Source organism: Stenotrophomonas sp. YJH_SMC_69 (assembly GCF_059370495.1).
Genome location: NZ_JCAFTS010000002.1, coordinates 62,708 through 76,027, shown reverse-complemented (window position 1 = coordinate 76,027; position 13,320 = coordinate 62,708). Strand labels below are relative to the sequence as shown.

11 protein-coding genes and 1 pseudogene are annotated in these 13,320 nt (G+C 67.2%); 8 read left to right on the top strand and 4 right to left on the bottom strand.

Features of this window, described 5'->3' with window-relative positions; all coding sequences use genetic code 11:
• Positions 1-132: 132 nt before the first annotated feature.
• Positions 133-1,782: pseudogene (locus AC5P8F_RS03425) on the top strand (ABC1 kinase family protein); the annotation flags it as partial.
• Positions 1,783-2,026: 244 nt separating this feature from the next.
• On the top strand, positions 2,027-4,132 hold the full coding sequence (locus tag AC5P8F_RS03420) for a phosphoglycerol transferase I (protein ID WP_126411443.1): 2,106 nt from the start codon (positions 2,027-2,029) through the stop codon (positions 4,130-4,132).
• A gap of 499 nt (positions 4,133-4,631) precedes the next feature.
• On the opposite strand, the gene AC5P8F_RS03415 is transcribed toward AC5P8F_RS03420, so the two are convergent.
• Both AC5P8F_RS03415 and AC5P8F_RS03410 read right to left on the bottom strand, forming a co-directional pair.
• A complete protein-coding gene (locus AC5P8F_RS03415) occupies positions 4,632-7,052 on the bottom strand; it encodes a DUF3772 domain-containing protein (protein WP_032958823.1) in 2,421 nt (806 codons plus the stop codon).
• Between the two features lie 95 nt (positions 7,053-7,147).
• Complete coding sequence (locus AC5P8F_RS03410) at positions 7,148-7,396, bottom strand: hypothetical protein (protein WP_014648700.1); 249 nt, start codon at positions 7,394-7,396, stop codon at positions 7,148-7,150.
• A 182-nt stretch (positions 7,397-7,578) separates the two neighbouring features.
• On the opposite strand from AC5P8F_RS03410, the gene AC5P8F_RS03405 reads away from it, so the two are divergent.
• From AC5P8F_RS03405 to AC5P8F_RS03395, 3 genes are all read left to right on the top strand, one after another.
• Positions 7,579-8,073, top strand: coding sequence for a lipocalin family protein (locus AC5P8F_RS03405; protein ID WP_032958822.1), 495 nt, complete (start codon positions 7,579-7,581; stop codon positions 8,071-8,073).
• Positions 8,074-8,086: 13 nt separating this feature from the next.
• Positions 8,087-9,295: an NAD(P)/FAD-dependent oxidoreductase gene (locus tag AC5P8F_RS03400; RefSeq protein WP_197605372.1), complete on the top strand. Its 1,209-nt coding sequence runs from the start codon at positions 8,087-8,089 to the stop codon at positions 9,293-9,295.
• Positions 9,296-9,421: 126 nt separating this feature from the next.
• Positions 9,422-9,901 (top strand): hypothetical protein, encoded by a 480-nt coding sequence (locus AC5P8F_RS03395; protein WP_014038776.1) that lies wholly within the window; start codon positions 9,422-9,424, stop codon positions 9,899-9,901.
• An 83-nt stretch (positions 9,902-9,984) separates the two neighbouring features.
• On the opposite strand, the gene AC5P8F_RS03390 is transcribed toward AC5P8F_RS03395, so the two are convergent.
• A complete protein-coding gene (locus tag AC5P8F_RS03390) occupies positions 9,985-10,419 on the bottom strand; it encodes a PepSY domain-containing protein (RefSeq protein ID WP_032958820.1) in 435 nt (144 codons plus the stop codon).
• Positions 10,420-10,564: 145 nt separating this feature from the next.
• Here AC5P8F_RS03390 and AC5P8F_RS03385 point away from each other — a divergent pair, with 145 nt between their 5' ends.
• The 3 genes from AC5P8F_RS03385 to AC5P8F_RS03375 are packed head-to-tail and all read left to right on the top strand — an operon-like array spanning position 10,565 to position 12,839.
• A complete protein-coding gene (locus AC5P8F_RS03385; protein ID WP_049403791.1) occupies positions 10,565-10,855 on the top strand; it encodes a PepSY domain-containing protein in 291 nt (96 codons plus the stop codon).
• Positions 10,855-11,514 (top strand): response regulator transcription factor, encoded by a 660-nt coding sequence (locus AC5P8F_RS03380; RefSeq protein ID WP_111205620.1) that lies wholly within the window; start codon positions 10,855-10,857, stop codon positions 11,512-11,514. Before AC5P8F_RS03385 ends, AC5P8F_RS03380 begins: the two co-directional genes overlap by 1 nt.
• A complete protein-coding gene (locus AC5P8F_RS03375; RefSeq protein WP_227863690.1) occupies positions 11,511-12,839 on the top strand; it encodes a sensor histidine kinase in 1,329 nt (442 codons plus the stop codon). Before AC5P8F_RS03380 ends, AC5P8F_RS03375 begins: the two co-directional genes overlap by 4 nt.
• A gap of 146 nt (positions 12,840-12,985) precedes the next feature.
• Here AC5P8F_RS03375 and AC5P8F_RS03370 read toward each other — a convergent pair whose 3' ends face one another.
• Entirely contained in the window at positions 12,986-13,306 is a 321-nt protein-coding gene (locus tag AC5P8F_RS03370; RefSeq protein ID WP_005411369.1) for a DUF6122 family protein, read from the bottom strand.
• Between the last annotated feature and the right edge of the window lie 14 nt (positions 13,307-13,320).

Genomic DNA, 13,320 nt, shown 5'->3' with positions numbered 1-13,320 from the left:
CATGCCCACCGCCCCCCGGCGACACTGCGGAATCCGGACATTGCCGGCCCGCAGCCGGCGCTACCTGTCTTCGTCGCATGGGAGTCCCGCTTGAGCAATCCGTCCGCCGCCAATGGCAATCCCCCGCTGGTCAAAGGCATGAGCCGGCGCAGCCAGATCCTGCGCCTGCTGATGCGCTACCGCCATTCGGGCGTGTTCTCGGGCATGAACCTGGATGCGGCAAGCAACCAGGCCGACGTGCCCGCCGACGGCAATCCGGAACAGTTCGTCAGCGACCTGGAAGCGTTGGGGCCGACCTTCGTCAAGCTGGGCCAGATGCTGTCCACGCGGCCGGACATGGTGCCGGTGGAGTTCGCCACGGCGCTGGAGCGCATGCAGGAGAAGGTGGCGCCGATCCCGGTCGAGCGCATCCACGCGATCATCGAGCAGGAACTGGGCGTAGGGGTGAACAAGCTGTTTGCCTCGTTCGATCCCGAGCCGTTGGGCTGTGCTTCGATCGCGCAGGTACATCGCGCGGTGCTGCACGATGGCCGCCAGGTGGCGGTGAAAGTGCAGAAGCCCGAAGTGGCCGCACAGCTGCGCTCGGACCTGGAGGCACTGCGCAGCTTCGCGCTGGCCGCCGATCACCTGACCCAGGTCGGACGCCGCGTGCGCCTGCGCGACTGGCTCAACGAGTTCGCCAAGACCCTGATGCAGGAGCTGGATTACCACGCCGAGGCCGAGAACCTGGCGCGCTTCGGACGGCACCTGCGGCCGTTCCGCCGGTTGTGGGTGCCGCAGCCGATCTGGGACTACAGCAGCCAGCGCGTGCTGACGATGGAGCTTGCCACCGGCGTGCGCGTGGATGCGATCTCCGGCGTACGCCGCACCGAGCAGGACATGGACCCATTGGCGGCGGCGCTGATCCGCGGCTACCTGGACCAGATCTTCGTGCATGGCGAGATCCATGCAGACCCGCACCCGGGCAACCTGCGGGTGATGCCCGACGGCCGGCTGGCGATCTTCGACCTGGGCATGGTCGCGCACATGCCGCCGCGCCTGCGCGAGCGTCTGCTGAAGATCCTGTTCGCGGCGGTCGACGGCCGTGGCGAGGAAGTGGCCGATGACCTGATCAGTATCAGCACGCGGCTGGAGGCCTTCGATGAAGAGCGCTACCTGCGCGAAACCGGTCAGCTGATCGCGCGCTATGCGGCCAGTGGCAGCTTCTCCGAAGGCCGCGTGGTGCTGGACATGGTGCGCATCGCCACCGCCTGCGGCCTGCGCACGCCGCCGGAACTGAGCCTGCTCGGCAAGGCCCTGCTCAACCTGGAAACCGTGTGCCGGCTGCTGGCGCCAGAGCTGGACACGCGCCGCATCGTCGAGCGCCAGCTGCAGCACGTGATGCGTGCGCGCCTGAAGAAGTCGCTGTCTGCAGCCAACATCGCCAGCGAGGCGATGGAGCTGCAGCAGCTGCTGCGTGATGGGCCGCGCAAGCTGTCGGACATCATGGCGCTGCTGGCCGAGAACCGCCTGCAGATGAAGGTCACCGGCCTGGAAGAATCGCGGCTGATGGAGAACCTGCAGAAGATCGCCAACCGCGTGGCGGCCGGCATCATCAGCGCCGCATTGATCATGGCCGCCGCGATGATGATGAGGATCGACACCGGCTGGCACCTGTTCGGTTACCCGCTCATCGCCCTGATCCTGTTGTTCATCGGCGTGGTGCTCGGCCTGGGCATCGTAACCAGTGCATTGCTGTTCGACCGTCGTGCGCGGGCACGCGAAGAACGCGGGCATCGCTAGCGCATCGACGAAAACGCCCGTATTCATGCAGTTTTTAATGCAATCCAGCTACCCCTTTCACGCTCGTTTTACCTTCTGAGCGCGATTACGCGCGCGTCATTTCAACAAACATTTCAGTCAGGTTCGTGCATGCACTATCGGGTCATCGGCCTGTCACATGCATGTGCTTGCGGCAGCGCCGGTCGGATGGACACGCGTCGGTACGACGTCCATCACCACCACCCCGTCACTGCCGAAGCTGCCTATGCTCTGGATACTGCTGCTGTCGTTGTTGCTGTTGTGCTGGTTGTTCCTCGCGTCCGACAAGTGGGTGTGGTGGAAGGCCGGCGCGTTCTCGCTGCTGCTGCTGATGCTCAGCGCGTGGTGGCTGATCGACAAGCTGTCCGGTGATGGGCTCAATGCCGCCACCCTGTACCACCTCGGCGCCGACATGGAAGGTGCCGGTGTCTCCGACTTCAAGGGCTACATCGCCGGCTTCATCGTGTTGGCGCTGGTCTCGCTGCTGCCACTGTTCGCCACACGGGTGAAGCGCTGGCGCCGGCCCGGCCACGGTGGCGCGTTGTTCGCCGGTTTCGCGGCCGTGTGGGTGGCCACGATCATGATCAGCCCGCTGGCCCGTGACGGCCAGCGCCTGTACCAGCAGCTGCGCCCGGTCGACTTCGCCCGCATCGCCCCTGAGTACCAGGTGCCGACGCAGCCGCTGCAGCGCCCGCGCAACATCGTCTGGATCTACGGCGAAAGCCTGGAACGCACCTATCTGGACGAGGCCGTGTTTCCCGGCCTGATGCCCAACCTCAACCGCCTGGCGTCCGAGTCGCTGGACGTGCGTGGGCTGGCCTCGGCCGAAGGCAGCGGCTGGACCATCGCCGGCCTGGTGTCGTCGATGTGCGGCGTGCCGCTGACCACCTCGCAGGGCGATGAAAACAGCATGGACCGCATGGGCAGCTTCCTGCCCAAGGCGGTCTGCCTGGGCGACTACCTGAAGCAGCAGGGCTACACCAACCACTATCTGGGGGGTGCCAACGGCCAGTTCGCCGGCAAGGGCCAGTTCCTGGCCAGCCACGGTTTCGATGAAGTGCATGACCTCGCTTGGTTCAAGCAGCAGAAGAAGATCGGCCGCATCCACTACTCGGCCTGGGGCGTGCACGACGACGTGCTGCTGGACACCGCTTACCAGCGCTTCGAACAGCTCTCGCGCGCCGGTTCACCGTTCATGCTGACCACGTTGACCATGGACACCCACCACCCGGCGGGCCACCTGCCGGTATCGTGCAAGGGCGAGCGCTACCAGAGCCAGTACGGCAACATCAACATGCTCAACGCGCTCAAGTGCAGCGACCGGCTGATCTCGCAGCTGGTGCAGCGCATCCAGGCCAGCCCGTACGGCAAGGACACGCTGATCGTGATCGCCTCCGACCACCTGGCGATGCCCAACGATCTGACCCACATCCTGACCCGGCAGAAGCGCGAGAACCTGCTGCTGTTCCTGGGCGATGGCATTACCCCGCAGCAGCTCAGCGCCGACGCCGGCACCACCCTGGATTCGGGTGCCACCCTGCTCAGCCTGCTGGACCCGAACCTGAAGACGATGGGCTTTGGCCGCTCGTTGATCGACAGCCAACGCGCACCCAGCGCCAGCGTGGCGGCCCGGCGCGATGGTGGCCGCGACTACCCGCAGTACCTGGCCTTCGCCCGCTCACTGTGGCTGGGCGAACCGACCCGCGAACTGAAGATCGATGGCGATGACCAGGTAGTAGTCGGCCTGCAGCACGTGCAGCCGCCGGTGCTGCTGGAGTACGACAAGGACTGGGGGCTGAAGTCGGTCTACCTGGAGAACACCTCGCGCCAGTTCGATGACGCGGATCCGGACAACACGCTGGCCTATGTTGATCGCTGCACCGCATTCGAGGACGGCTCGGCCGACGGCGACTGGTGTGCGCTGCTCGTCAACCGCGACAACGGCATCAAGCTGTACCGCGACAATGACCTGCGCGGCGGCATCGCGGTCGATGCACCGCTGGACGCATTCCAGGGCCCGCGCCCGAGCGTGCGCCAGGCGCACATGATCACCCAGAAGGGCCGCCGCACCCGTGCCGGCCAGTACATGCTGCAGCTGGTGGCGAGCACGCGCCCGGATCGCGGTTTCTGGATCGAGGCGGTGTCCTCGCAGCGCAAGGTGGTGCTGGCCCAGCAGTGGGTGCAGCCCGATGCCGACGGCAAGATCAACGTGTCGTTCGGGCTGGACCACGAAGTGGATGATCTGGAGATCCGCGCGTGGTTGAACCATGCCGAGAAGCTGGCGGTGGATACGTTCGCACTGGTGCCCTCGCGCAGCCGACCACGGGGATAGGGTTCTTTGCAGGGCTGCGCCCTGCACCCGTGGTAGTGCCGGCCGCTGGCCGGCAACCTCAGAAGCAACGGCAACAGCGTGCAATCCGTGGTTTGGCGGGGCAGTGTCGACCTTGGTCGACACACTCTGTCAGATATCGAAAATCAAGATGGGGTCAGATCCGTTTTCCTCCGGAAAACGGATCTGACCCCAAGAGCATTTCCGACAGATCGCGGGAAACTGTCGAAGGCGGGGTGGGTCCGATCGCGGGAGTGTCCGCGGCATGGATGCCGCGGCCAAGCCCCCATGGGTGATGGCGCTTTGCTTGCGAAGCACTGCTTCGCAAGCGCCCGAACGCACAGCCGCCAGCGGCTGGGCCGGCCTGGGGGTTTACGGCGTCTCCCGCAACCGGACCCACCCCGCCATCCCGCAGGAAATCAGCTGTCGCTGTTGCTGTTGAAGTTGCCGGCCAGCGGCCGGCACTACTGGGGGTGCAGGGCGCAGCCCTGCAAAACAACCCCTACTCCTGCGGGTCGCGGATGATGTGGATGTCGGTCGGGGTCGACAGCGGAATGTTCCGCTCGGCCAGGATCTGCAGCAGGCTGAAGTACAGATCGCTGCGGGTTGCATACACCTGTCGCGGGCTGGCCACGTACGCGAAACTGTTGATGGTGATCTGGCCACCGGCAATGCTGTCGATGTAGACCGTCGGCGCCGGCTGCTTCAGCACGTTGGTGTGCGCGGTGTACGCATCCAGCAGCGCCTGCCGCAGGTTGCCGACATCAGTGCTGGGCGGCACCGCGAACTGGATCTGGATGCGGCCCTGGTTGTTGCCCATCGTCATGTTGCGCACGGTCTTGGTGACCAGCTCGGAGTTGGGCACGATCAGCGTCGACTTGTCGCCCACCTGGATCTCGGTCGATCGCAGGCTGATGCGGCGGATGTCGCCCTCCTGGTCACCCAGCTTCACCCAGTCGCCGATCTTCACCGGGCGCTCGGCAAGCAGGATCAGGCCGGAGACGAAGTTCTGGGTGATCACCTGCAGGCCGAAGCCAATACCCACCGACAGTGCGCTGACCAGCAGGGCCAGCTTGCTCAGCTGCAGCCCCATCGCCGACAGCGCCCAGATCACCGCGATGATGATGCCCACGTATCGGGCAACGGTACTCACTGAATTGCGCGCGCCCAGGTCCAGCTCGGTCTTGGGCAGGTAGGTGTCGGTCAGCCAGCGCTGCACCAGCTGGGTGATCGCCAGGCCGGCCAGCAGCGCCAGTACCGCCAACACGATCCCCGCCGGTGCGAGCTTGGTGCCACCGATATCGAATCCGGTCGTGAACAGTGAAGTAAAGCGCTCCACCACCGCGCCGATGTTGCCGAACGGTGCCACCAGCGCCAGCAGCGCGATCAGTACGACGATGGTACGCAGCGCTGCCGACAGCAGCACGCCCGCCTGTTCCAGCCGCGATACGCTCAGGCCGGTGCTGAGCAGGATGGTCTGGCCGACCTTGCTGTCGGCGTTGAGCATCCACGTGCTCAGGTCATCGACGAACTTGAACAGCAACGTCGCGGCCAACACCACGATGCTGCCGCCGATCAATTGCTGGTTCACGAACTTGGCGAAATTCAGGTAGCCCAGCAATGTGGCAATGATGGCGGCCACCACCGCGATGTTACCCGCTACCCGGGCCAGTACCAGCCAGCTGCTGCGGCGCACCGGCGTGGCTGCACCCACGCCATCGGCCTGCGCTTCCAGCTTGGCCTCGGCCTCGGCGGTCTGCCGGCGATGCAGGCGCGCCAGGGTCACCAGCATGGCCATGATCAGGCCGAGGTAAGTCAGCGCAATCAGTCCGTCCAGCGCCACCGTGGTGACGTCGCTGGTGCGCGTGGCCTGGTCCAGGGCCACCAGCACCGTGCTCAGCCAGGCCAGCGCCGCCGCGCCCCAGGCGTACTTGCGCAGCTTCAGCGCGGCGGTGTCGTCCAGGTTCAACAGCCGCCACGACGGGCGCTTGGGCACCAGCAGGCAGGCGCTGAGTGCGGCGATGAAGGCCGCGCGGAACGTTGCGGTCTCCAGGCCGTCGGCCACCACCTGCAGGCGCGGCGCGATTCCATCGATGGCATCCAGCGCCGCCATCAGCACCACCACGGCGTAACCGGGCAGCAGCGTGCCCACCAGCAGCAGCCACATGGCCAGGCCGGACCGGCGCAGTCGACCATCAGGCGCACGTTCGGACGCAGCAAAACGGCGCCCCAGCCTGCGCAGCCACAGCCGCAGTGGGAACATCATCACCAGCGCGGCCAGCAGGCCCAGCAACGGCGTGCCCCAGCCATGGGCGCGGATACCGGCGACCAGCGCATCGCGGCCCTGCCCGGCCAATGGCGCAACCCGCGCGATATCGATCGGCAGACGCTCGGCCACCTTGCTCCACAGCGCGGGCGACAACGGCGAGGCCACCTTCTGGCCCAGTTCTTCCGTGCGTTGCGCGGCTCGCTGCTGCTCGATGTCCGCCGCCAGCTGCTGCGCACGCACGGCACTGGCCTTGGCCTGCACCACCGAAGCGGCCAGGCCGTCACGCTGTTTGGTGAGGGTGCGCCGTTGCGCCGCCAGCTCCGGCGGCTCAGCGGCCCCTTCTGCCGGCGTTCCCAGCTGCGCCAGCTGTTCGTTGAGTCGGTCCAGCTGCGGCTGCAGCGCCTTTTCCAGCGCCTCGGCATCGCGCCGTGCCTGCGAGGCATTCTCGGACAGCATCGCCAGCGTCTCGGTGGCTTCTGCATCGCCACGCTTGCGCTCCACATCCTTCAGGCTGGAATCGATATCCGCCAGCTGCTGCTTCGGCGTGGGGTCCTCATCCTGCGCCAGCACCGGCGCGGACAGCAGGAAGGCGGTGCACAGCAGCAGGACCCACCAGGGCCCCCGTGCACGGATCGATCGCAGGAAAGAAGACACGCAGCCACACCGGTTCGCGCGGACCACCGCGCCTGCGCGCGACTATACGGCAGAGCCGGTCAAGGCCGGATGGGCGGCCCCGCCAGCGTCGCGCATCAGTACTTCAGCCGAAGCTCTTCCACCGTCGGCTGCTGCAGCGCATACCAGTCCTGGAACTCTTCCTCGGTGATCTCATCGGGCGCGTACACCGCCACCGGGTGCCAGTCGTGGTCGGTCGGCAGCGGCTGGCGCGGGCCGGCGCGCAGGCTGTAACTCACACCTTCGTAGTCGACCAGTTCGTCGACCTGCGGCCACTGTTCGCGCGCGAACGCAGATTCACTCTTCAACAGGATCACCTGGTACATCGGCACCTCCACCTCGGTTGGATCAGGAAAACACGGCGCTGGCGGCAGGATACCCCCAGGCCGGTGACAACGGGCGCTCCGCCGGGGCGACGGAACGTTCTGGACACGGCCATCGCCCCGGCTTCACCCGCCCATGGCAAGGCCATCGGCATCGTGGAGGCCCACCCCTGCCACGACCGCCGATGACCGAGCACCCGCCGCTGAAAACCGTCGCCGACCTCAAGCTGCCGCGCTACCTGGGCACCTGGTACGAGATCGCACGCCTGCCGATGCGCCACGAGCCGGAAGGCTGCACCGACGTATCGGCGCACTACACCCTGCTCGACAACGGCAACGTCGGCGTCACCAACCGCTGCCGCATGGACGGCGAGATCGAAGAGGCCACCGGCGAGGCCTGCGCTGTCGACAACGACAGCGCGCGGCTGGAGGTCAGCTTCCTGCCCAAGGGCCTGCGCTGGCTGCCGTTCGCCAAGGGCGACTACTGGGTGATCCAGATCGCCCCGGACTACAGCGTGTCGCTGGTCGGCAGCCCGGATCGCAAGTACCTGTGGCTGCTGGCGCGCGAGCCGCGCCTGGACGCGACCGTGCAGGACCATTATCTGGCGGCGGCCCGCCTGCAGGGCTTCGATCTGTCCGAACTGATCCAGACGCCACATACCGGCAAACCCACAGCCTGAGCCCCACGCACGCATGGACCTGAAAAGCGGTTACCCGTGGTGGGCCGTACGCAACGGACTGATCCAGGCGTTCCCCCCGCTGGAGAAGGATCTGCGCTGCGATGTGCTGGTGGTCGGTGGCGGCATCACCGGCGCGCTGATTGCCGACGAGCTGTCCCACCATGGCCATGACGTGGCCGTGATCGAGCAGCGTGACATCGGCTGGGGCAGCACGGCGGCCAGCACCGCGCTGCTGCAGTACGAGATCGATACCCATCTGCTCGAACTGGCCGAACGCTACGGGCAAGACGCCGCAGCACGGGCGTACCGGGCCTGCGCGGAGGCAATCCCGGCACTGGGCGAAGTGGCACGCGGGTTGAAGGACGTGGATTTCCAGCGCATGGACAGCCTGTACCTGGCCAGCCGCCATCGCGACGTGCCGCGCCTGATGGCCGAAGGTGAGGCGCGGCGCAGCATCGGCCTGGATGCCCGCTGGCTGGACCGCGAAGCGCTTCGCGAGCGTTTCGACGTGGATGCCGGCGGCGCCCTGCTGACCCGCCAGGCGGCGCGGGTCGATCCCTACTGTCTCACCTACGGCCTGCTCAAACGAGTGCGCCGCCGCGGCGGCCATGTGCACGACCGCACCGTGCTGCACACGCTCAAGCCTGGCGCGCAGGGCGTCACCGCGATGACCGAGGCCGGCGCCACGGTCCGTGCCCGCCACGTGGTCCTGGCCATGGGCTATGCCAACCAGACGTGGCTGGAACAGCGGGTTGCGCGCAACCGCAGCAGCTATGCCTTCATCACCGATCCCATCGAAGCGGACGTGCTCGGCAGGCTGCGCAACACGATGGTGTGGGAAAGCGCCCGCCCGTACCTGTACCTGCGCGCCACCGGCGACCGCCGCCTGCTGGTGGGTGGGCTGGACGACGCCATCGATATCCCCGCCCGGCGCGACCGGCGCGTTGATGGCAAGGCCGGCAAGCTGATGAAGCAGCTGCGGCACTGGTTCCCGCGACTGGATCCGATACCCGCCTTTTCCTGGGCCGGCACCTTCGCCGAAACCGCCGACGGCCTGCCCTTCTTCGGCCCGCACGCGCAGTGGGGACCGCGGGTCCATTTCGCCATGGCCTACGGCGGCAACGGCATCACTTATTCGATGATCGGCGCCCAGCTGCTGCGGGCCCGGATCGAGCGGCGCAGGCATGCGCTGGAATCGCTGTTCGGGTTCGAACGGTTGTAGCGTGCAGCCAGGCATGACCTGGCTCTACCGCAAGCGGGCGCCGACAGGCATCATTCAAGCAACCCCTGCTAGCGTCGGCCTGTACCGCCGCGTGTTGCGTGGCCACCTGTCCGCTGGAGCGCCGTCATGATCCGCCCCCTGACCCTGCTGCTGTGCCTGGCCCTGCCGGGAACCGTGCTGGCCCAGTCCGCCGCTGGCGCCACTGCGCCGCAGGCTGCCGGCCTGGACTTGACGCTGCCGCAGGCGCCGATGCGCTACCTCAACGACCCGGCCCTGCAGCAGGACCCGCCCGGCACCTATTACGGTGACAAGAGCGGCCCGCGCGTGCACGACGATGCGAAGATCGCCGACGTGACCGACGACAAGGTCAAGGTGTCCGGCAGCTTCACCACCGGCATCGGCTATTCGAAGAACGGCGGCAACAGCCACTACAACGCGGCCACGCTGAACCTGAGCAAGAACTACACCACCGATGAAGGCAAGACCCACGGGGTCAACCTCAACATCCACGTGAGTGAGGGCAAGGGCCCGGGCTTCTTCGGCCCGTATGGCGGCTACTACGGCCGCGGGCCGGGCTGGGATTACCCGCCGCCGTACGGCTGGTAAGCCAGCCCCTGTAGAGCCGAGCCCATGCTCGGCTACGGTTGGCCGCAAAGCCGAGCATGGGCTCGGCTCTACAGAGGCCAACGTCAATCCAGCCAGCCATCGCGCTCGCTGTGCAGGATGCGGCCATCATGACCGCTCAGGCGCACCTCTACCTTCTGGTTGCGGGCATTGCGGGCTTCCAGCGACCAGGTCGCACCATCGCGTTCCAGCGAATGGATCTCGCGCAGGCCATGCGACTGCGCCCGTGCCAGCACCTGCTCGGTAGTCAGCAGCGCGCGGCCGCTGTGCTCATCGAAGATCTCGCCGGTCTTCGGGTCAACGTAGACCTCGCTGAAGCGGCCATCGGCGCGGCTCACGTCAGCCTCCCACAGGCCATCATCGCGTTCGATCTCGTGGATCTGGGTGTAGCCGGCCTTGCGCAGGGTCTGTTCAACCTGGGCCATGCCCAGCGGCGCGGCCTGTACGGCCGGCGCGACGGCGAGCAGGGCAACAGTGGCGAGGGTGAGCGACTTCAACATGGGGGTTCTCCTGTTCGTGGCCGGACCATCCCGGCAACGCCACGATGCATGGCCCGGTTAACAGCGCCGTAGCCGTGGCTGTTAGCCGGCTGTTAGTCATCCCCGCCACACTCGCGCCTGTACCCCTCTCTCTTTCGTTACCCGCATGCTCGCCACCCTGCCCCTGCTGCTGGCCCTGGCCAACGCCCCGACCGCCGCCGCGCCCCTGCAGGACCCGGCGCAGCAGGTCGCGCGTCGCGCCGTGCAGCAGGGCCGCTACGTGCCGCTGGAGAGCGTGGTGCGCGATGCGCTCAAGCGCTACCCCGGCCAGCTGCTGGAAGTGGAGCTGGACGACGGCGTCTACGAAGTGGAGATCCTGCGCGGCGACGGCGTGGTGGTGGAGCTGGACTATGATGCGCGCAGCGGAAAGCTGCTGAAGACGGAGCTCGACGACTGATGCGCATCCTGTTGGCCGAAGACGATGCCGCACTGGCACAGCGCCTGGTGCCCCTGCTGGAACAGGCCGGCTATGTGGTGGCGGTGGTCGCTGACGGCCGCGAGGCCGAAGAAATCGGGCAGATCGAAGACCTCCAGGCCGCCATCGTCGACCTCGGCCTGCCCGGGCTGGACGGGCTGAGCGTGATCGAGCGCTGGCGCGGCAACGGCCGCAGCTTTCCGGTGCTGGTGCTGACCGCGCGCGGGCGCTGGCACGACAAGCTGGCCGGCTTCGATGCCGGTGCCGACGATTACCTCACCAAACCCTTCCAGGCCGATGAGCTGGTGCTGCGCCTGCGCGCCCTGATCCGCCGCAGCCATGGCCACGCCAGCCCGCGCCTGCACTGCGGCCCGCTGCAGCTGGACGTCAACGCCGGCCGCTTCGAGCTGGATGGACAGGCGCTGCCACTGAGTCCGCAGGAATTCCGCCTGCTCAGCTACTTCATCCACCACAGCGGCCAGGTGATCGGCCGCGACCGGCTGGGCGAGCAGGTGTTCGACGGCGGCCACGACCCGGACTCCAACGCACTGGACGTGCTGCTCGGACGCGTGCGCCGCAAGCTCGGCATCGACCTGATCCAGACCGTGCGCGGCCAGGGCTGGCGGCTGGCCGAGCCATGAACCGGCAACCGTCGCTGCGGCGGCGCCTGCTGCTGGCCGGCGGCGTCGGGCTGCTGCTGGTCTCGCTGCTGGCCAGCGCTCTGCTGGGCGAGCTGTTCAAGCGCAGCGCGCGCGACCGCCTCGACCACGAACTGCAGCAGGACATGCTGACCCTGCTGTCACAGGCCGAAGTGGACCCGGACGGGCAGTTGCGCCTGCGCCAGGAACCCAATGATGCGCGCTTCCAGCGCGTGTTTTCCGGTGCCTATTGGCAGATCGCCGGTGCCGATGGCCGCGTGCTGCTGCAGTCGCGCTCGCTGTGGGATGAAACCCTGCCGGCGAAGGCCGCCGGGCCGGCCACGCGCAATCTGCCCGGGCCGCTGCAACAATTCCTGCGTGCACGCGTGCAGCAGGTGCGCCTGCCACGCGCCAGCGAACCGTTCGTGGCCGTGGTCGCCACCGACCGCAGCGCGCTGGATGCCGATGTTGCCGCGTTCCGCAAGCGCACCGCCATCGCACTGGGCGTGCTGGTCGCGGCGTGGCTGGCGGTGCTGGCCAGCCAGGTGCACTTCGGCCTGCGCCCGCTGCATCGCCTCGGTGCGCAGCTGGAACGGGTACGTCGCGGCGATGCGCAGCGCATCGACACACAGGGACTGGGCGCGGAGGTCGCACCGCTGGGTGAAGAACTCAACGCGCTGCTGGACCACCAGCAACGCATGGTCGCGCGTGCGCGCACCAGTGCACAGGATCTGGCGCACGCGCTGAAGACTCCACTGAGCGTATTGGCCACCGAAGCTGACAGCGACGGCACGCATTGGCGTGCCACCGTGCGCGAGCAGAGTGCGCGCATGCAGGCCAGTGTCGACCGTTACCTGGCTGCAGGACTGGCTGCCGACCATCGCCAGCGCACCGACGTGGCGGCCGTCGCACAGGCGATGTGCCGGCTGATGGCACGCGTGCATGGCGAACGTGGCATCACGTTCACGGCGGCAGGCATCGATCCGGCGCTGCAGTTCGCCGGCGCCAGTGCGGATCTGGAGGAGATGCTGGGCAACCTGCTGGACAACGCCGGGCGCTGGGCGCAACAGCAGGTCACTGTCGAAGCGGAAACCAGCGAAGGGCAGCTACGCATCGAAGTGCGCGACGATGGCCCCGGCCTGGCCGCAGACGCGCTGGAACGGGTCACCCAGCGTGGTGTGCGGCTGGACGAGCGCGAAGGCAGCAGCGGGCTGGGGTTGGCGATTGTCGGCGATATCGCCGCCAGTTATGGCGGGCGCGTGGCGTTGGAAAATGCGCAGCCGGGCCTGCGCGCGACGTTGTGGTTGCCAGGCATCGTCAAGCAATAGATCGACCTGGATGCGCCGTTGTAGAGCCGAGCCCATGCTCGGCTCGGGGCAGTGCGAAACGCAGCCGAGCGTGGGCTCGGCTCTACAGGCAGCGCGAAGAGCGCCGACCAAGGTCGGCATCTACCAGAGCAGGTGTTCGCTGCAAATCAACGATGATGCATCCACCAGCAATCAATCGCGTCCAGCACGATGTGGATGATCAGACCGATACCGAACAACCGCGTTTTCTTCGGCACGCACAGCCCGGCATAGACCGCGATGGCCGGTGCGGTGTGCAGCGGGTGGAACCCGATGCTGCAGCGGTTCGGTGCATAGATCGGGTCGGCCAGCAGATGGTCCAGGTCGATGATCCAGCCCAGCAGCATCAGCAGCCACGCCGAGGCAAAGCGCTTGCGCCAGAACAGCCATGCCAGCAACGCTGGCACGGCGGCATGCAGGAACAGGTGGAAGATCGCGCGCGCGCTCATCGGCAACGGTGGCG

Excerpts from the sequence above, each read along its gene's own strand:
- AC5P8F_RS03395 (WP_014038776.1), top strand. The coding sequence starts at position 9,422 with ATGATCCGCCCCCTGACCCTGCTGCTGTGCCTGGCCCTGCCGGGAACC.
- AC5P8F_RS03400 (WP_197605372.1), top strand. The coding sequence starts at position 8,087 with ATGGACCTGAAAAGCGGTTACCCGTGGTGGGCCGTACGCAACGGACTG.
- AC5P8F_RS03405 (WP_032958822.1), top strand. The coding sequence starts at position 7,579 with ATGACCGAGCACCCGCCGCTGAAAACCGTCGCCGACCTCAAGCTGCCG.
- AC5P8F_RS03420 (WP_126411443.1), top strand. The coding sequence starts at position 2,027 with ATGCTCTGGATACTGCTGCTGTCGTTGTTGCTGTTGTGCTGGTTGTTC.
- AC5P8F_RS03380 (WP_111205620.1), top strand. The coding sequence starts at position 10,855 with ATGCGCATCCTGTTGGCCGAAGACGATGCCGCACTGGCACAGCGCCTG.
- AC5P8F_RS03410 (WP_014648700.1), bottom strand. The coding sequence starts at position 7,396 with ATGTACCAGGTGATCCTGTTGAAGAGTGAATCTGCGTTCGCGCGCGAA.
- AC5P8F_RS03370 (WP_005411369.1), bottom strand. The coding sequence starts at position 13,306 with ATGAGCGCGCGCGCGATCTTCCACCTGTTCCTGCATGCCGCCGTGCCA.
- AC5P8F_RS03385 (WP_049403791.1), top strand. The coding sequence starts at position 10,565 with ATGCTCGCCACCCTGCCCCTGCTGCTGGCCCTGGCCAACGCCCCGACC.
- AC5P8F_RS03375 (WP_227863690.1), top strand. The coding sequence starts at position 11,511 with ATGAACCGGCAACCGTCGCTGCGGCGGCGCCTGCTGCTGGCCGGCGGC.
- AC5P8F_RS03390 (WP_032958820.1), bottom strand. The coding sequence starts at position 10,419 with ATGTTGAAGTCGCTCACCCTCGCCACTGTTGCCCTGCTCGCCGTCGCG.